This is a genomic window from Psychrosphaera sp. 1_MG-2023, assembly GCF_030548245.1.
In the GTDB taxonomy this organism is placed as follows: Bacteria; Pseudomonadota; Gammaproteobacteria; order Enterobacterales; family Alteromonadaceae; genus Psychrosphaera; species Psychrosphaera algicola.
The window spans coordinates 181,243-200,648 of the sequence record NZ_JAUORW010000008.1; the positions used below are offsets into that span (position 1 = coordinate 181,243).

Here is a 19,406-nt window from a genome sequence, read left to right on the forward strand (position 1 = left end):
GAAGTATTGCCCAAATGAGTTTATCTGTCGTGGTTTTAGCTGCCGGAAAAGGCACACGTATGCGTTCTAGCTTACCAAAAGTTTTGCACCCAGTTGCACACAAGCCTATGGTACAACATGTAATTGATGCAGGTACTGCATTGAATGCGTCAGGAGTGACAATAGTATACGGACATGGCGGCGACACGTTAAAACAGGCACTTGCTGAAAACAACGCCAATTGGGCACTGCAAGCTGAGCAACTTGGAACCGGTCACGCGGTAAAGGTTGCTGAACAATTTATGCCTGACAACGATACAATTTTAATTCTATATGGCGACGTACCACTTATTCAAAGCGCAACTCTAGAACGGTTACTCGCTGTTAAACCAGAAAAAGGCATTGCGCTTCTCACTGTTAAACTAGACGATCCATCTGGTTACGGTCGAATTATTCGTGAAAACGGTTCAGTTGTAGGCATTATTGAGCAAAAAGACGCAAATCCAGAACAACTCTCAATCAATGAAGTAAATACGGGCATAATGGCGGTTAACGGCGACTTGTTAAAATCGTGGTTGAATAACCTTTCAAACGACAATGCACAGGGCGAATACTATCTAACCGACATTATCGCTATGGCGAATGAGCAAGGCTATGCTGTAACAACAGCACATCCCGACAGTGCAATGGAAGTTGAAGGTGCGAACAACCGTGTACAACTAGCCGCTTTAGAACGTGAATATCAGAAACGTGAAACCGAAAAGCTAATGTTGGCAGGCGCGTCAATGCGCGATCCAAGCAGAGTTGACGTCCGTGGTGACGTAACCGTTGGCCAAGATGTTGAGCTTGATATCAATGTTGTTTTTGAAGGCAAAGTTACTTTAGGTAACAATGTGGTTATTGGTCCAAATTGCTTGCTTATTGACTGCGTGATTGGTGATAACACTGTGGTTCACGCAAATAGCATTATTGAGTCAGCCGAAGTTTTAACTAATGCTCAAATTGGTCCATTCGCTAGATTGCGCCCTGGTGCGGTCGTTGGCAATAAAGCTAAGGTCGGCAATTTTGTAGAAATGAAAAAATCAACATTAGGCGAAGGGTCTAAAGTTAATCATTTCTCTTATTTAGGTGATACAACAGTTGGCCAAGGTGTAAACATTGGTGCCGGCGTTATCACGGCAAACTACGATGGTGTGAATAAATTTAAAACGACCATTGAAGACAACGCATTTATTGGCACAAACTCAACACTTGTGGCACCGGTTACCATTTCTGCAAACGGTTTTGTTGCTGCAGGTTCAACGATTACCAAAGATGTTGAAAAAAATGCTCTTTCAATTGCGCGCGGAAAGCAACGAAACATAGACAATTGGCCACGTCCTGTAAAAGGCTAAACTCATGATCCGGTGTTACTTTTTTAGTAATACCGGAGCGTTTAATACCATTGCAGTAACTAATACATCGATTCAGTCGTCGGGGAATGCTCGACTAATTAATAGAATAATAACTCGAATTCAGTATAATGTACTGTGTTTTTAAACTCGACAAATCAAAGGCCCTGAATTTATCATGAACAAACGGTTTATCACTACTTTTGCAGCAATTCTTATTGGATTTTCAAGTTTGTTAAGTGCTAACAATACGTTAATCTTAGATACGTTGTATGAGCAGGGGATCAAGTTCATTTCCTCAGATACCCTTTCAGGTAGAAGTGCAAGTGCGTTTAGCGTCTACAAAATGATGGCTAAAACCGACAGTGAGCACCCAAAAACCCATTCATTTGCATTGTTACTCGACACCGCAACTAAACAACAGGTAATGGCACTTGTTCAGCAAGGTCAGTCGTTAGACGCTGACCGTTTAAAACTTGAATATTTGTCACTGCAGTATGAAGTAGGTGTTGAGCCTTCCAGTTGGGCGGCATTAAAACAAAGTTTTACTCAAGCCCCTGCAACCACCAGTCAAGTTGCAAAGACACCAGTACCAAAAATTTCTCCTGCTGACCTAAAAGCAACAAATCAACTGTCGAGTAGTCAGGTTAGGACGTTGATTTCAAATACCAAAGTATATTTACGTCAAAAACAATTTTTTGCTCCTGAACATAAAAATGCCTTTAACAATATTAGACGTTTGTTAAAAGACAATCCTAAAAATACCAAAGCGATTGCCCAGTATTTTAATTTGCTTGAAGACGTTCAAGAAGAAGTTGATGATTTGCTGGATGACGGAGAAATTTTTAAAGCCATTTCACTGACCGAACAAGGCCTGAGCGAGCTACCAGATCACGCATTATTGCTTAATTTAAATGAACGTGCGATTGGATTACAAAACATTGATAGTCATATTAGTGCGTTACATGATCCAAATGAATATATTCCAGAGTTGTCTACATCAACTCGTAATGCGCTATTGTCAAATGCAAAAACCTACCTAAAAAGAAAGCAATTTTTCGCTCCTGAGTCGTCGAACGCCTACTCTAAATACAAACGTGTATTGACCAGCGAACCGGATAATTCAAAAGCAAAAACGGGTATGTTTAAACTAGTTAAAGAGCTTGATGAAGAAATAAAAGAATTAGTTAGCGACGGTAAAATTGAGTTGGCAAGAAACTTATTGCATCAAGCACTTGGTGCGATACCTGAAATGGCCAGTTGGAGTTCAACACTAGTAAAGCTTGATGAATTAAGTGCATTAAAACAAAAACGTTTGGATTATGCACAAGCTACCTATTCTCCAACCATGTCATCAAGAAACCGCAAGGCGTTGCTTACAAATGCGAGATCATATATCCGCAGTGGTAACTTTTTTAGCGTAGGCGACAGCACTAAAAATGCAAATGATGCTTTATTTAAAGTATTAGCGGCTGAACCTGATAATGAAAAAGTGGCTGGATATTTTGACGACTTAATTAAGAAAGTGAATGAAACTGCAGTTGAGTTGGCAGAAGATGGTGAATTAAATCGAGCGGCGAGTTTAATTAATCAAGCTTTAACATTCCATGCAGGTCACCCAGCATTAGCGACATCAAGCGGCAGTTTAAACAGCCTTATCGCAGTTATTCAGTAATATATAAAATTCAAAGAAGTTACCTATTATAGATAACTTCTTTGAGTCTATATGTTTGGTTAGTTCTATTTATTCTGCATAACCAACACTTCGGTAAACCGAGCTTTACCCTTAGTCAGATTAACCCGGTTAATTCAGTTTAAATCGACTTACCGAATCACTGAGTTGTTTCGCCTCAACTCTGGCATTTCTTGCTCTCTCGCCATTTTGCGACGCAATTTCAAACGTATTTGCCGTTTTATCAGCGAGCTCTGTTAGGTACTTACTTATTTCTTGTGCGACCTGACTTTGCTCTTCAGTCGCGGTTGCGGTTTGCGCAGCAACGTCGGTTACTTTTTGCGAAGCTTCTGCAATTTTAGATAACGCCGTTAAGGTTTGTTTAGACAGTGCTACTGTAGATTCAGTTACCGCGCTACCGGCATTAATCGATTCCACAGCATGTTCAACACCATTTTGTAAATTCTCGATCATTTTTTGAATGTTCTCAGTACTCTGCTGAGTCTTACTCGCCAACGTACGCACTTCATCTGCTACAACGGCAAAGCCTCGTCCCTGCTCACCCGCACGGGCGGCTTCAATTGCTGCATTTAATGCCAGTAAGTTTGTTTGCTCAGCGATACCACGGATAACATCTAGAACCGATGCTATATCCGCTGAGTTCTCAGACAATTTAATAATAACCTCAGCCGCATTGGCAACCGTATCTGACAAGTTAGAAATTTCAGTAACGGCTGATTCAGTAATTCGAGTGCCCTCTTCAGTCAATACTGTTACCTGCTGTAACTCATCTGCGGTTAAATGCGCGTTTTCAGCAACTTCTTTTATTGCATAAGACATCTCATTTACAGACGTCGCGATTTGCTCAACAGATTCAGATTGTTCTTGGCTGATCTCCTGCACTCTTTTCGCACCGCCATCCATCTGTCCAACACCCTCAATAACTTTTGAAGACTGACCAACAATGGACGAGATAAGTTTCGCTAAATCATTTACAAACTGATCTAAACTGTTTTCCACATCACCAATTTCGTCATGGCGTTTCGAATTAAGACGTTGAGTTAAATCGCCATCGCCGCTGTTTAAGCTATCAATTTGGTTGCGTAGCGTTATCAAAGAATTTGACATGAACTTAGGACCGATATAACCAATCGTCATCATTCCACAAACAATAATTAAACTAATCGTAAGCAAAACACTCTGTTGGTTAGCCACCGAGTCTACTGTTTCTGATGACACAAACTTAGACATTTTGTCGGCTTCTTCCCCTGCAATGTCATAAAAACTCCGCAGCGCTTCAAAAGCCACTAACGAACTCTTAGCGCTTACATCCCGAGCTTTGTAAACATCACTCTTACTGACCAATTCAAAAACTTCGCCACTTTCTTGCAACCACGTTTTGTAGGCTGGTTCAAACCCACTTAATTTAGCTAAAATCTCAGGATAAGCCTGAAGCAGCGATTTGTACTTATTCATGCGGTCAAGCGCTTGTTGCGCATTATCTTGATAATCGACAAATGCTTGTTTAGCAGATTCACTATTAGGGGAATTAAGTAAAACTAGCTGCTCGGCAACACGGGCTTGATATAAATCTCTGTCGGCGTTTAAAACAGCCGAGATAGCTGGATTAAATTTTTTCCCAAATAAATCTAACGCAGATTCAGTTTTAGATATTAGTGCGTTATAAAATGCCACCAACAGTATGAGAAATAGCGCAATTGCGCCAAAGGCTGCGGTATATTTGAATCGGATGCTATGTACAGTCATATTAGTTTAAGCTAGTTGATATAGATAATAGTTAATATAGATGAGGTATTTTATTTTATCGACTTTATATTTTTTGTGAACAACTTGACGTGTGTTATTACGAAACTATAATGGTTTCGTTTCGAAAGTTACAAGATTCGAACATTGTTAATTTCGAAAGCCTGTTTCCCAACTTGCTTTCGAAAATGACTAGGTTCACTATCCGATAAACAATTTGAACAAATATCAAACGATAAACGGGACTTTTAAGTGCAAAAACGCGACACTCAATCTAGACGACGAGCAATTGTTGACTTAGTAAATGACAAATTAGAAGTGAGCGTAGATGAATTAACGGCTAGCTTTGGTACGTCAGAAGTGACCATTCGCAAAGACTTAACCGCACTTGAAAACAGTGGATTGTTGTTGCGTAAATATGGCGGTGCTATCTCACTACCAAAAGGCTCATCCGAGCTCAGTAGTCCTCAGGTTTCTAGTCGCAAACAAAACATTGCTAAAGCCGCGGCCAGTTTAATAAAAGATCACAACCGAATTGTCATAGATAGTGGCTCAACCACATCAACATTATTGCTGCACGCTCAACATGTGCGAGGTTTAGTGGTCATGACCAACTCAATGCAAGTGGCGAATCAAACTTTTGAACTTGAAAACGAACCAACCTTGTTGATGACTGGTGGCACATGGGACCCACAATCCTGTTCGTTTCAAGGCCAACTCGCAGAATCTATGTTAGATTCATATAACTTTGATCAGGCGTTTTTAGGCGCATCTGGACTTGATGTTACGCGTGGTACAACAACGTTTAACGAATTAACAAATTTAAGCCGCGTGATGGCAAAAGTATCTCAGCAAGTTATCGTCCTTGCAGAGTCAGACAAATTACAACGAAAAATACCAAATTTAGAGCTTCCCTGGAGCGAAATAGATGTCCTGATCACTGATTCAGACATTGACGCAAACAGTGAAGCGCAAATCGCAAAAAATAACGTAAAAATTATAAAAGTTTAATTGGAGAGAGAACATGTGTGGAATAGTTGGTGGTGTAGCTGAACGTCGGATCGTAAATATCCTGTTAGAAGGTTTAAAACGATTAGAATATCGTGGATATGATTCTGCAGGTGTCGCCTTATTAGATGGCGACGGCGTAATAAAACGTGAACGCGAAGTTGGCAAGGTACAGGCACTAGCCGATGCCGTAGCTGCTTCTGGTCTAAATGGTACCACTGGTATCGCGCACACTCGTTGGGCCACTCACGGCGGCGTTACGCAAGCCAATGCTCACCCACATATTTCGTCAACTGAAATTGCTTTAGTTCACAACGGTATCATTGAAAACCACGAAAGCCTGAGAGAACAGTTACAACAAGACGGATACGACTTCTCCTCAGCCACTGACACAGAAGTAATTGCTCACTTAGTAGCAAAAAACCGCAAACAGCACGATACGCTATTGGCAGCAGTTCAGGTTTCAGTTAAACAACTTGAAGGCGCTTACGGCACAGTCATCATGGAACCACAAAACCCTGATCGCATCGTTGTTGCTCGTTCAGGTTCACCATTAGTTATTGGTTTAGGTATGGGCGAGAACTTTGTTGCTTCAGACCAACTTGCCCTTTTACCAGTAACTCGCCGTTTTATCTTCTTAGAAGAAGGTGATGTGGCAGAAGTAACACGTGATTCAGTTAATATTTACGATGCCGATGGTAACCCAGTAACACGTGAAATTAACGAATCAACGGTCACTCATGACGCAGGTGACAAAGGCGCTTACCGTCATTACATGTTAAAAGAAATCCATGAACAACCAATTGCAGTACGTAATACTTTAGCTAGCCGTATTAACGAAAATACCGTAATTGAAGACTGTTTAGGCGACAACGCCGCTGAAATCCTAAAAGGGATAGACCATGTGCAAATTATTGCATGTGGCACCTCATATCACTCAGGCATGGTTGCTCGCTATTGGTTAGAGTCACTCGCCAATGTAAGTTGTAATATCGAGATTGCATCTGAGTTCCGTTACCGCAAATCTTATGTTCCTAAAAACTCGCTTATCGTCACGATTTCCCAATCTGGAGAAACCGCAGATACTCTTGCTGCACTAAGACTTGCAAAAGAAATTGGCTACAAAGCCAGCTTAACTATTTGTAACGTGCCAGGTTCATCACTTGTCAGAGAATCAGACTTAGCGGTTATGACAAATGCCGGTGCTGAAATTGGCGTTGCATCAACCAAAGCGTTTACCACACAATTAGTTGCGTTACTTATGTTAACCGCAGCGTTAGGTAAACAAAAAGGGATGACAGCCGAAGTTCAGAAACAGATTGTGACTGCACTTAGCAGCTTACCTGCAAAATTAGAAGAGTCACTTCTAATGAGCGAAGGCATCGAAAAAATGGCTGAAGAATTTGCTGATAAACATCACAGTCTGTTTTTAGGTCGTGGCGAGCAATACCCAATCGCAATGGAAGGCGCATTAAAGCTTAAAGAAATCTCTTATATTCACGCCGAAGCCTATGCTGCCGGTGAATTAAAACACGGTCCTTTAGCGCTAATCGACGCAGAAATGCCAATCATCGTTGTTGCACCTAATAATGAATTGTTGGAAAAACTAAAATCAAACGTTGAAGAAGTTCGCGCCCGCGGCGGTATTTTGTATGTCTTCGCCGACAAAGACGCTAAGTTCAAGGGCGACGATACAATGCGAGTAATGGAAGTACCACACGTTGACGAACTTATCGCGCCAATTGTTTACACTATTCCATTACAACTATTAAGCTACTACGTGGCAATCATCAAAGGCACCGACGTTGACCAACCTCGTAATTTAGCGAAAAGTGTCACGGTCGAATGAGGAGACTTACTTAATTATCGTAAACAAAACACCGCTTAGTTATTGTTTTTAAAGGTTTAAATTATTCAAATTTTGAATTCAATTATTTGGAAGATTTCAAACTTATTGAGACGTACTAAAAAGTGTAAACATGCAGATGATTTAAGAAATTAGAAAGGAGCAATATGCTCCTTTTTTAATGCTTTGTTTTTTTGATTCGCATAGATTATCGATTAAAAAGTTGATTATTGAAGGAAGAGGTACGAGGTTTCTGTTTTAAGATCTACGTAATTATTTACGAAGGTTTAAAGATGAATTTTTCAATTCAAACTATCAAGAAGAATACAGACGACGAGTCAATTATCTTAGTTGACAAACATGGGCAGCCTCATTTCGCGGCCAATACTTATCTCACAGCAAAGTACGTTAAAGCCGGCGCAAAATCTAAGACTTGCGACAAGGTTTTGAGGTCTTTGGCAGCTGCATTCAATTGGGGCTTGTCTGCTAACATAAATTTCCAAGAACGTTTAACCAATGGTCGGCTATTTTCTCGTGACGAAACTTCTGGGTTAATTGATTTTTTGGGATATCAAGTTTCTACACAGAAGTTGATAACTCATGAATCAATACTCCGTCAGGCAGAAGAAAATAACACAGTAGCCCTGCACCCAACTAATTCAGTCGTTAACAATAAACAGTACGAATTGGTTTCTAATGAAGAAAAAGCCACTCGAATGAGATATGTTTACTTTTATATCAAATGGCATGTAGACAAGTTTATTGGAGAATGTATAAGAAACGACAAGGCTTACAATGCTTTTGATAAACAAGCTCAGATTGTTTTGAGTTTTATATTAGAATTAATACCATCAAAGTCTGCTAAATCAGATGATGAACCATCACTCGAAGGATTTGATTTTTCAGTTTTAGACGACGTTGAAGGACATTTAAAACCAGACTCTGAATCAAACCCTTTTTCAACTGACTTCCTAAGACACCGTAATTACCTTTTGTGGCGCTTTTATAGAGATACGGGCGGAAGAAGAAATGAAATTCTTAACGTTAAGGTAGAGGATGTAATTTATAGCACAAATCGTTTAGCTATTAATGTTACCAAGACAATAGCAAGAACAGTCCCGATAAAAGACTCAACCACAGAAGCATTTGATAAATTTATCACAGAATATTGGTCGAAGCTGCCACTTTCGGTAAGAAAACAAGGCTATATATTCATTAGCGAAAAAGGTTCTAGAATTTCGACTCGGCAGGTAAATAGAATTTTCGAACGTATTAGAAATTATATTGAATCAGTACCTGACTTCTTTGCTCCTCATGGAGTAAGAAGAACTGTAAACGATTTACTAAGTGACACAATAGATAAACTGCCAGCCGAAGAAAGAATGCCTTTAGAACAAGAAGAAAATATGCGAAATCGGATTATGGGCTGGTGTCCTCGCTCAAAAATGGCGGCGAAGTACTCAACTGGGAAATTAACGTGGGACCGACTCAGAACCACACTTCAGTTTGAGTTAGGGCACCCATACACCAAAGCTGGGTTGCGCAAACACCCTGAAATAGTAAATGCTTGGGATTCTGCTAAAGAGCGACTAAAAGTTAAAATAGGTAATCAAAAACCGAGAAATCATGGTGACGGTGCTCTCGCTCATGCGTACAGTAAAATAGCTAAATTGGAAGCCACCATTGCTCGTTTAGAATCTGAAAAAGAACTGTTTTTAGATCAGTTTTTAAGGTGGTCATATAACGCAGTAGCTGCAGGAATGACGGAGTAACAATTAAATAGACCGATTCAGAAATGACAAATTTTGAACTGAAGAAATTGCTGAAGAGTTTTGGTGGGGACCTTGAAAAGGTCCCCATCGCGCATTTTACAACTGCAGGTTGAAGAAGCCGCTGCCATTCTTATGTTACTATTTGTCCCCTACGAACTGACCGTAACAAGTGCTGCACGGGCTCACATACTATGTATGCCTCATATTTTAAGACCAAGGAGCGTATGCTTGGTCTAAGTGCATAGTAGTCCATGTTTTAAACATATTCAACTATTTTCGAGTCGTTAAGTCACTTAACAAACAAAAAGCACTCTGGACACAAGCGCCTTGAGACTTGAGTAACCTCTCAGCTGAAAGCAACGTTGTTCCTGTCGAAAGCAAATCATCTACAAGCAATATATGACCATTAGGCTCCAGATTCTCATACGAGGGGTTTAGTTTAACTGGTTCAAAATAGTGTCGTATATTATTTCTGATTTTTTTTAATGAGATTTCCTGCTCAGGGTCTAACTTCTCATACTTTGACAATACATTATTCACGGCCTTCTTATGATTTTTATGCACTGCAGTAATATCAAAATTAGCAAGTATATCTCCAATCTTCTGCTTAGCAAAATAATCATCAATATACGTTGCCCCAAGCTTCCTAGCGACTCTATTACCGAAATGTGTTACTACATTATGTGAAGAAGGCATCCCGAGAACAAAGTTGACTTCAGTTTGAATATCCATTTTATGAATAATTTGCTTAAAGCTTGGTCTAAAACGAAATAGTTCCTTACTAGTAATTGAGTATGGCCTTTTTCCTTTCAGCGCATATATGAAGGGGTTTCCATCTCTTTCATGATCACCATGTTTTGTGCGTCGATAAACGCATTTTATTTCCAACCCACTTTTTTTTGAAACTACTGGATTTCTATTTACTCCTGTAACAAGTCTTAATTCATGAGTTTCGTTTAAACTAACAGTGTGGGCTCTACAAATATCTATTCCCAATGACTTATCCTTAGCTTTTTGTGCTGCCAGCAATAGTACATTTTATAAAAACCGAATGAAAGTTATGTCAATGATATAATTGACTTTTATATCTTTAGGTAATCAATAGTACGGGTTCGTTGAGAGCTGTCGTCCTTAACAGCTCTAATTAAAACCTAACATTCTTTTGCCCAAACAACCTTTCCATTTCGTATAAAAAAATGACTCTTACAACCGACTTTTCTCCAAATAGACGGAGACAGCGTTGGTTTTCCATGTGGTGTACAAATTGTCCACCTAGGTTTATTTGAAGCTGGCAATAAATTTAAGTCAATAACTTTTCCGCAGCCACAAGGGCAATGAAAAGATGCTACAGCCTGAAATTCTTCATCGCCAATAACGTAAACAACCCCTTTCCTAAGATTAAACGGAAGTTCATCTACATACTTAACCACATATTTAGTACTGAAGAATTCACTTAGGCTTTTAAATATTTGCTTTAACCACTTTGGCATCAGGCAGCCTCCAAAGAAACAGATAGCGATGGCATATCCAGTAGCAAAGGCAAATCGCCTCTTCCAACATATTTTTTCAGTTCTTTCGAAGGTAGAAAATCTTCTTCACTCTTTTCTTCAAAAAAGTTATTTACTAAACAAAAAGTTTGCTGCGCAAAATTTGAGTTAGGTTCATTTCTATATTCGTGTACCCGAGCTAAAAACTCTAATATTGCCAACGAAGAGGCGTACGTGTTGACTGATATTACGGCGGGACTATTTTCACTTACTCCTTTTATATAGCCTTCTTCCAGTAAATTAAGGTATTCATCTGGGTTAGTTCGTTTTAGGGATTCCGCTTCAAGAGTAGAGGGTAAAATGGATCGTCTTGTAAGATGATCTGACATGCCTGGTTGAAAATATCCTATTTTGCCACTTATATTTCTAACACCTCCACTCCCGTCAGCATCCAAACAAATTCCTATGTCTATATAGGGTACTAAGTAAAAACTTGAAATTCGGGAAATCGCCACTCTAGCTTCCGAAGAATCTACGCAACCAAAAATAAAATCACACTCAGATACTATTTTGATAACTTCCCTATTCAATAATGTTCTAGGTATGGCTGTAATTCTCGTAGGTAAACCTATTTCAGCTAGCCTATTTTGCAACGCGTCTACTTTAAACAAAGCAAGTTCAGCATCCCGCATAGTTGTGTTTGTAACTCGATTTAAGTTTTTGTGTTCCAGTTTGTCAGGATCTACAAGAATTAGTTCTCCTACCCCCAAACGATTCAGTTGTTCGACAACTGGTGAACCTGTACCTGAACACCCAATAACGGCTATTTTCATTTGGCTTAGGGTATCTCTAGTGAGTGAACCAAATGTTTGCAGATTCCTTTCTTCAAACTTTTGAAATGGTTTAGTACAGCTCGCTTTAGTTGAATAGTTTTTTACAATATCCCCAACTACAGTGGTGGATACTGGGAAAAAATTACCATTAGCATCTATATGGCGGGCGATGACCCTATCATCAGGTAAAAGAATTGCCGATAAGCAAGGAACTTTAGTACCTAGCCAATCATATATACTTGGGAACAGTTCTTTGTCAGATTCATTATCAATATTTGAAAATTCGTCATATCCACTAGGATGACAATGAAATTTAACGATCGATAATGACTCCTTTTCGGCTCTATCCAGTAGTGGCTTTAGCTCGAATGTACTCCAGCGCACAAAGTCAGATTTTCTATCAAGGTAGGATTCACTTGATAGTGCCACAACTTCATGAGCAAGTATAATTACTTGCTCATTTGTAATTGCTGTCCCACAAAGCACAAATGCCACAGTTTCTTTTCCATCGCCGTTGTACAAACAGCTATGTAATTCCGATATTGTTTGGGATGAGAGTTTAAATTTGATAGACATTTCACTCTCCCTACTTATTTAATTCAGCGATAAACCAAGAATGAACGTAGGCTGTGTGTGTAGCGATTGAATCTACACCGGGCTCCCAAGAGTTTTGTGCAGTTCGATGCCTTGACCAGCGTTGCCAGTTTAGACCATTAAATAAATCGCTACTTAGCGCTCTAATGGTTTTTCCATCTGCTCTACTAATTGCTGGGTAGAAGTAAGCCATATCTATTTGACTGGTGGGATATGTATCGGGTATCCGAAAATTCATATCTACTTTTTTTACATTGAATCCGTTGGGCAGTTGAAAATCATAAATTACGACGCGTTTTATATTCCGTTCAATAACACATTCCCACTTAAGCCCTAAGCTATCCAAGAATTGTGAATCACTTTCAGACAACATGAAGTCGGCTCTAGCGTCTACCAAACCCTCCTGATGCTCACACCTTATAGTATGAAATCTTTCAATACCGGGCTCGGAAAAGTCGACCTTTTCATCTATGTCTATTTGCTTGCGTTCACCATTTTTGAATTTTTGATATAAATAGCGGGATGAATCATAACCTGCGAGTTTCAGTATTTCTCCACCTGTTAATCTTGGACGTTCGACTATAAACTTTTCCTTGTCGACCTTGATTCTATATTTGTCTTTTTTGGGAATAGTTAATTCATTACGCGTACATTCTTCAACATCAGGAATATCGGAAGCTTCGTTAGTTCTATCTACTAGTAGAAACCTTAGTGGTCCATTTAATAGAATAGTCTCATTATTTTCTACTAAATGATCAGGCCTTTTATTCAGTTCCAAGTATAGAGATTTATTCTCGGGAGAGTCTGTGACCAATAGCTTAATGTCTTTACCAGTTAATTTGGTATTGTGGACGGTCTCAACTTTTTTCGCGTTTATGTTTATGTCTATAGGATTAACCGAGTTTGGACTATGTTCCTTGACATTAGCGGATACTGAGAAGAGCTCCCCCCCTTGAATTAAGACCAAATCAGAGTTACTGACAGGCGTATCTACGTCATTAGGTCGCTCTAGTACTAGAACTTTATCTTCTGATAGACCAGCGAGCGTTAGCAGCTGAAAACCGGTATATAAACCTTGCTCTATGCCTAACTCAAGATCATTTATGATTACTTTTACGTCAAAATTTTTCATTACAATGCCCTCCAATGGGCTAAATTGGATTAATAATGTGGAGGCATTGCTTGACTTAATTGAGGTTTCGAAAGATACTCTTGGTTCCTACACCGGTTGAGTTGATTCTTTCGACTGAACCCAAATTAAAGGCAAGCCCTCCGGGTTTGCTTTTTTTTTATCTGTTTTGTTTTGTTCGTATATACAAATCCTCACTATTACTCTGGATATTCACATCCTAACCCGATCACCAAAATAATTGCAATTGTTTTTTTTATTTTTATTACCATTTACTTCCATTATTTTTTATTAAAAACAATTTAACACTTAAGGATGTATTTTTAACTTTTTATTATGGTATTTTCGTGACATAATACTTGACATGTTGGAATTACCGTCTAAGTAAGTATTAAGTACTTATTATTTTGTCGAAAAGACACAGGTAGGTAACCAATCAATTACCTTTTTTGTGAAATTTTTAAGTGCGAATCATTAGTTCGTGCTTTTTTGTTTTTAAATGATAAGAACAAGGGGAGTATTGATGACATCTAAACTTATTAGCTATCCAAGAGCTTTTCTTGAAACAATTTTGCAAGAACTTGGAATGCAACAAATAGAGCTATCTAAAAGAACTGGTATTTCAGCTAAGACAATAAATTCTATTTTAAAAGGTTCCGCCCCTATTTCTCCTGAAACTGCTTTAAGCTTTGAAATGGTATTGGGAAAATCCGCAAAAGATCTTTTAGCTATGGAGGCTAAGTATCAACTTAGGAAAGTCAACGCGTTACAAGAAGAGAGCTTAACCCAAGAACTTTCTTTTTTAGATCAGATAAATTATCGAGAAATTGCAAAAGCTGGATGGGTAAAGAAAGAGTCTAACAAAATTGAAAAACTAAAAAGGTTGTATGAATTCTTTGGTGTTTCTAGCTTTAATCAGTTGTCTCCTGTTTGGTCACAGCTTGAAGTCAATTATAGAACGTCAACCGTTTATAAGAAAAAGCATTTCAATATAATGGCTTGGCTGCGCCAAGGAGAAATTGAAGCTCAAAAAATAGCGTGTTCTCCGTTTTCTTTAAAGAGTTTTAAAGAAGCATTGTTTGAATGCCGTAGGTTAACGACTCAAAGCTTCGAAGAATGTCATATTCAGATTCAGGAGTTATGCAGAAAGGCGGGAGTAGCGGTTATTTATGTCAAAGAACTGCCCGGAGTAGCAACTAGCGGCGCAGCTCATTGGGTAGATAAAGACAAGGCAATTATTCAGCTTAGTTTAAGAGGAAAAGCAGACGATAAGTTTTGGTTTAACTTTTTTCACGAAGCAGGTCACATTGTTTTGCATGGCCGAAAAGAGCAGTTTATTGACAATAATGGTAAAGGTCAGTCGACAGCAAAAGATGAAGATGCAGAAACACCTTATGAGACTGTAGAAAATAAGTTAAAAGAAGCTGAAGCGGATGCATTTGCTGCAAACTTACTTATTCCTAAAAAAGAGCTTGATAAATTTGTTGATAAAAATACATTTGATCGCGACTCTATCGTTAGCTTTGCTCACGAACAAGGAATCGCACCCGGTATTGTTGTAGGGCAGCTACAGAATAAAGGTCATATTGGCTGGTCATCCAGTGTCGGAAGGCTTAAAAGGCGATATGAATTTCCAGATAACTTTGCTAACTTAGTTGTGGATGATATATAAAATTTTTGAGCCAGCGTAATGCTGGCTTTTTTTGTTGACTAGCTTTCCATAGTAAACCTGTATTTTTTATAACCTTGTTCCTAATTTGTAATATTTTTCTACTAATTATGGAAAGCGAGTCAATAAAAATACAGGCTTTAGCGTCCGATAGGTGCATTTTGACTTTAAATTGAAGAGGCGTTGACCAGCAGTCCGTAGTAAACCTGTATTTTTTGATGACTTTGTTCCTATTTTGAGATCTTTTTCCGCTAAAAACGGAAACCTAGTCACTAAAAATGCAGGTTTTGCACACAAATACGGAAAGGCAGTCAGTAAAATTACAGTGCCGCTGTCATTAAAGCCGAACTAAATAATACTAAGCAAGGCGCCCAAAGCCTTAATGACAACCTAAGACAGTACTTTGGCAAGACAGATATTGAAATTAAGCCGATTACTGGCACTTACAAGTTCATGCGTGAAGAACGAGAAGCCAAGCACTTATCTGATGGTGAACGTACGGCTATTGCCTTTGCGTATTTCATAACGCAGCTTGAGGATGAAGCACTGAAAGATGTTAAGCCAATTGTGTATCTGGATGACCCCATCTGTAGCCTTGATTCAAACCACATTTACAACGTTCTTGGGATCATTAAAAGTAAGCTGAATCATGACCACGTAGAACAGCTTTTTATATCTACGCATAACTTTGAATTCTTCAATCTAGTGAAGATGTGGATGTCTTACTATCGTGAAAATGAAGGCAATCAGAAACGTTCGCAGTACTTCTTGATTAACCGTAAAGGAAATCATTCGCAAATTGACCAGTTGCCTGATTTATTGAAGAACCATAGGTCTGAATACGCTTATCTAATCAGTAAAATCAAAGAAGCTGTCACCCAATCACAAAACTGTGACGCTATTGCTGTTCAATCATATGTCAGAAAGATAATGGAAGTGTATTTTTCGTTTAGGTTCAACCTGACTGATTTCAGAAAGCAAGGAACAGATCATATCGCCCCTAATTTATTGAAAGGTATTGATGACGCAGAAGTGAAGGCAAACGCCCTGTATGAGTACATGAATGAAAAATGCCATGCGAAGTCGATGGAGCTTGGTACGCAACTTCCTGAAGCCATACAGCCACAATTAGCGGCTATTTGGGACATAATCTGCACTGCTATTGAAACGAATGATAAGCCACACTACGACGCTTATTTCGCTTGATATATTCTTCGAACTTTGAACTCAACCTAGAGTCAATGATTCCTTCGCTGACTCTATGGCCGCATAATAAGATAATTTAACGAAAACTGTCGAGCTGATATTGATAGTGTTTACTGTCTCAAACTCACTTTGGGGCAAAGGCGCGTCAGCAGATAACTCACTTTTGGTCAAAAGCTTGTTAGGTTAAATACTCTATTGGTCTCTTCCACGCCAACAAGACCCATACACCATACCATTTGTTTCATTTACTCATGAATGAAAACAGACGCTTAACTTTAGCGCTTATTAAAGTATTAACGCAAACTAGATTTCTACTTTTATTAATTTTGAAATTGGCTAACAAGTTGGCGGCAAAGATAAGGCGTTTCAATTTTACTAACCTTTCTAAATAGAACCGCAATGTTACACTCCATCCGAAAATTACTTGTTTTTCAAAACCAGGATATACCTCATTGGAACCAAGTTATTTACCAGCATGAAAATGACAGTCCTTTGTAATTTAAACAAGTCTTCGACTTAGGCTGAGATGCATTCCATGCAGCGCTTATTTTATTCATTCGGCCTTGATCTACTCTATAAGCCTCTGCCATATCATCAGACCACCAGCCATTTTCAGTGAACGTAAAGGTGTGAGAAAACAATTCTTTACGGCCAGACTGCCAAATCCCTAAAAACGATTTGGTCAATGGCGCTAATTGATTCATAGCTGCCGACAATTGGGCGTCCTCGTGGACAGGCACTACTCTATATTTTAATGAATAATCACATTGATATGAATCTTTCGACAGCTGCTGGCAGGATTCTATTGAAATTTGATGAACATCGGTATCTGCTCTCATTTTAAAACCCATAGCAGTAACCGGCATTGAGATAGTATTTTTATCCCTGATATACTGATTGTAACCAGCCTGTTTCCACTGTGACTTTACCACGCGAAAGAAGATTTTAAACAAGGCATCCTCGTCTGGAGCTGTCAGCTTTTTAGGTAAAGTAAATTTACCGTCTTGGTTTAAATGTGCTCTTTCCATCTTGGTGTAATATCTAGCTAAAAACCGGTTTAATTCTTGCTGATTTTGTTCTTGGCGTTCCGCAACACTTAACGAGCGAATTCTTTCTTGTACTAGACTAATTAGCAGTTTCCCTTGCTTGTTTTTGCTATCAACCCCATAGTTAACCGCACCTTGGCCAAAGGCTTTGGCAACTTGGCTACTATCAAAAGAAGCCACATGTTTTTCTAATGAAGGCCAGACCGCACTGATCAATTCTTTTCGCTTGTTCTGCAGTTGAGTGTAATAATCCGCAACTAATTTATTCATTCCGTATTTTTGATAAAAGCGAAAATAATCATCCAACCAAAGTTTAGATTTATTAATACCTTCAATGTTGGGTTGTAATTGTAATAATAAGCTTTGATCAATGACCACATAATCCGAAAGTAATTTTTCTATTTCAGAATCAAAGACCTTGTTAATGGAGGTTTTATTTTCAGCCCCTTGAAATGCTTTGAGATACATAGCTTTATATTCTTCTATTTGAGCTATTTGTGCAAAGTGAGGTGGGATACTGGAATTTGAGTGTCGGTACAATACACTGTATTTCGACTTATAAATATTAGAATAACCCTCTAATGGTAAACTCGATTTAATACCCATCAATGAGCGCTGCATCATTTGCTCAACATCATAGTTGTCAACCAATGCTTTACGTTTTAAATCCAATATGTATTGCTCCGATATTGTTAGCCTAGGTTTTTTTGAATTTCCAGAGGTAATAACATCTTCAATAAATTTATCCAATGTTTCATAGCTAACTTTATTCGCTTTAGACATGCTAATAAATTGATCAACTTTGCTAATTTGATGTTCTCGCAGCAACACTTCGGCTATGAATCTGTATTCTTGTAATTGCCCATTGATTCGATGCTTCACTTGATTAGGTGACGTTCCTGTATACTGCTTTCTCGCCCTCTCACCTGCACCAACATATTTGTTTGCGTTTTTTAACATTGTCCCCATTTTATTAAATATAAACGCAAAGTCTTTGAATTGAGTTCGCCTGTGCACGAAACCGCAGTGTTTGAAACTTTTGTCAGTAAAACTTACCCTTTGATCAGAAAAAGCGGCGGAGAGCCCAGCTCGTTGATTTGCACTCAAATCAACGAAGCGCCCATAAAATACTTGGTTAAACAACGCTTCCGTGAATATCAGGTAGTTATCGTTGTATTTTTTTGCGCTCAGATCTAAACTTCCAACTGCTTCCACCCATTGTTCCATACCCAAACACAGTTCAGTTTCTCTTTTTTCCCACAGTTCAGTTGCCAGCTGTCTTTCATAGTAATTGTTTATAGACGATGGTTTAGATATTTCGTTAATGACAATTTTGCCTTTGGCCTCTTCAGCATACTGGTGGCACATTTTAGCACCTGATAAGAAGTTGTCTTTTTGCTCTGAGTTTAACGATTGAAAGTCCTCAACAAAATATTTATTAAAAATATTGGAGGACAAAAGTTCAGTTGGAAACTGCTGGTAGTCTGGAATTGCTTCGACTAATTCAGGTGCCAATTTCGCTAATCCCTGCTCATGTTGAGCTACTTCCCATCTGTTAAAATATGGTTCCCGTAACATACTTAAACGGTAAGGCGATATAGCGTAATTTGAAAATTCGGAAAACCAGCCGGAAACAAACTCGCAGGCCCGGCTATTTGGGGTAAAATTATACCCCTTAACAAGGGACATACGCGTCTGGTTTTTATCTGGCTGATTATTAGACATTGTAGATGAGCAAGATGTTAGAAACATAATAACGCTCAACGCTAAAATAGAATTTTTCATCCTTGTAATCCTAATGATAAATACTTTTAGTAACTTAAATAATAATTTGAACAAATTTTAGTCGATCATAATATAGCGATCAAGTTAAAGTTAAGTACTTTTATGTATGTTGTTCTCAATGGATATTGGTGTTAAATGTGGCTTCCTATGTAGTGTATTGGCATAGATATTTAGCCACCTAATTAGAGGATGTTCTTTCTTAACGAGCCGCAAATTTATAGTTTA

Annotated in this window: 13 protein-coding genes; 7 read left to right on the plus strand and 6 right to left on the minus strand. The window is 38.7% G+C overall.

The features are described 5' to 3' along the window. Positions 1 to 14: 14 nt before the first annotated feature. Together glmU and Q4575_RS09850 are read left to right on the plus strand one after the other, a co-directional pair. The gene (glmU, locus tag Q4575_RS09845; protein ID WP_215962590.1) at positions 15 to 1,373 is read left to right on the plus strand and encodes a bifunctional UDP-N-acetylglucosamine diphosphorylase/glucosamine-1-phosphate N-acetyltransferase GlmU; all 1,359 of its coding nucleotides are present in this window, start codon (positions 15 to 17) and stop codon (positions 1,371 to 1,373) included. A 175-nt stretch (positions 1,374 to 1,548) separates the two neighbouring features. After that, complete coding sequence (locus tag Q4575_RS09850; RefSeq protein WP_272181513.1) at positions 1,549 to 3,045, plus strand: hypothetical protein; 1,497 nt, start codon at positions 1,549 to 1,551, stop codon at positions 3,043 to 3,045. 129 nt (positions 3,046 to 3,174) lie between these two features. Here Q4575_RS09850 and Q4575_RS09855 read toward each other — a convergent pair whose 3' ends face one another. Continuing rightward, positions 3,175 to 4,809, minus strand: a complete 1,635-nt coding sequence (locus tag Q4575_RS09855) for a methyl-accepting chemotaxis protein (protein WP_303522688.1) — start codon at positions 4,807 to 4,809, stop codon at positions 3,175 to 3,177. Positions 4,810 to 5,058: 249 nt separating this feature from the next. Here Q4575_RS09855 and Q4575_RS09860 point away from each other — a divergent pair, with 249 nt between their 5' ends. The 3 genes from Q4575_RS09860 to Q4575_RS09870 all read left to right on the plus strand — a co-directional run bounded on the left by Q4575_RS09860 (position 5,059) and on the right by Q4575_RS09870 (position 9,432). Further along, positions 5,059 to 5,817: a DeoR/GlpR family DNA-binding transcription regulator gene (locus Q4575_RS09860; RefSeq protein ID WP_215962593.1), complete on the plus strand. Its 759-nt coding sequence runs from the start codon at positions 5,059 to 5,061 to the stop codon at positions 5,815 to 5,817. Between the two features lie 13 nt (positions 5,818 to 5,830). Further along, complete coding sequence (gene glmS / locus Q4575_RS09865; RefSeq protein WP_215962594.1) at positions 5,831 to 7,663, plus strand: glutamine--fructose-6-phosphate transaminase (isomerizing); 1,833 nt, start codon at positions 5,831 to 5,833, stop codon at positions 7,661 to 7,663. Positions 7,664 to 7,953: 290 nt separating this feature from the next. Continuing rightward, positions 7,954 to 9,432, plus strand: coding sequence for a tyrosine-type recombinase/integrase (locus Q4575_RS09870; protein ID WP_303522690.1), 1,479 nt, complete (start codon positions 7,954 to 7,956; stop codon positions 9,430 to 9,432). 270 nt (positions 9,433 to 9,702) lie between these two features. Here the strand turns inward: Q4575_RS09870 and Q4575_RS09875 are convergent, their stop codons facing one another. From Q4575_RS09875 to Q4575_RS09890, 4 genes are all read right to left on the minus strand, one after another. After that, positions 9,703 to 10,428 (minus strand): phosphoribosyltransferase family protein, encoded by a 726-nt coding sequence (locus Q4575_RS09875; RefSeq protein ID WP_303522692.1) that lies wholly within the window; start codon positions 10,426 to 10,428, stop codon positions 9,703 to 9,705. A 155-nt stretch (positions 10,429 to 10,583) separates the two neighbouring features. Next, entirely contained in the window at positions 10,584 to 10,922 is a 339-nt protein-coding gene (locus Q4575_RS09880) for a DUF6527 family protein (protein ID WP_303522694.1), read from the minus strand. Continuing rightward, positions 10,922 to 12,328 carry a ThiF family adenylyltransferase gene (locus tag Q4575_RS09885; protein WP_303522696.1) on the minus strand — a complete coding sequence of 469 codons (1,407 nt, stop codon included), beginning with the start codon at positions 12,326 to 12,328 and terminating at the stop codon, positions 10,922 to 10,924. The genes Q4575_RS09880 and Q4575_RS09885 overlap by 1 nt, the downstream gene beginning before the upstream one ends. Positions 12,329 to 12,338: 10 nt before the next feature. Beyond that, entirely contained in the window at positions 12,339 to 13,478 is a 1,140-nt protein-coding gene (locus Q4575_RS09890) for a multiubiquitin domain-containing protein (protein ID WP_303522697.1), read from the minus strand. 520 nt (positions 13,479 to 13,998) lie between these two features. Here Q4575_RS09890 and Q4575_RS09895 point away from each other — a divergent pair. Then, on the plus strand, positions 13,999 to 15,147 hold the full coding sequence (locus tag Q4575_RS09895; protein WP_303522699.1) for a HigA family addiction module antitoxin: 1,149 nt from the start codon (positions 13,999 to 14,001) through the stop codon (positions 15,145 to 15,147). A 333-nt stretch (positions 15,148 to 15,480) separates the two neighbouring features. Then, complete coding sequence (locus tag Q4575_RS09900) at positions 15,481 to 16,350, plus strand: AAA family ATPase (protein ID WP_303522744.1); 870 nt, start codon at positions 15,481 to 15,483, stop codon at positions 16,348 to 16,350. A gap of 467 nt (positions 16,351 to 16,817) precedes the next feature. On the opposite strand, the gene Q4575_RS09905 is transcribed toward Q4575_RS09900, so the two are convergent. Beyond that, positions 16,818 to 19,235: a hypothetical protein gene (locus Q4575_RS09905; protein WP_303522701.1), complete on the minus strand. Its 2,418-nt coding sequence runs from the start codon at positions 19,233 to 19,235 to the stop codon at positions 16,818 to 16,820. Positions 19,236 to 19,406 lie beyond the last annotated feature (171 nt).

Excerpts from the sequence above, each read along its gene's own strand:
- glmU (WP_215962590.1), top strand. The coding sequence starts at position 15 with ATGAGTTTATCTGTCGTGGTTTTAGCTGCCGGAAAAGGCACACGTATG.
- Q4575_RS09850 (WP_272181513.1), top strand. The coding sequence starts at position 1,549 with ATGAACAAACGGTTTATCACTACTTTTGCAGCAATTCTTATTGGATTT.
- Q4575_RS09855 (WP_303522688.1), bottom strand. The coding sequence starts at position 4,809 with ATGACTGTACATAGCATCCGATTCAAATATACCGCAGCCTTTGGCGCA.
- glmS (WP_215962594.1), top strand. The coding sequence starts at position 5,831 with ATGTGTGGAATAGTTGGTGGTGTAGCTGAACGTCGGATCGTAAATATC.
- Q4575_RS09870 (WP_303522690.1), top strand. The coding sequence starts at position 7,954 with ATGAATTTTTCAATTCAAACTATCAAGAAGAATACAGACGACGAGTCA.
- Q4575_RS09880 (WP_303522694.1), bottom strand. The coding sequence starts at position 10,922 with ATGCCAAAGTGGTTAAAGCAAATATTTAAAAGCCTAAGTGAATTCTTC.
- Q4575_RS09885 (WP_303522696.1), bottom strand. The coding sequence starts at position 12,328 with ATGTCTATCAAATTTAAACTCTCATCCCAAACAATATCGGAATTACAT.
- Q4575_RS09890 (WP_303522697.1), bottom strand. The coding sequence starts at position 13,478 with ATGAAAAATTTTGACGTAAAAGTAATCATAAATGATCTTGAGTTAGGC.
- Q4575_RS09895 (WP_303522699.1), top strand. The coding sequence starts at position 13,999 with ATGACATCTAAACTTATTAGCTATCCAAGAGCTTTTCTTGAAACAATT.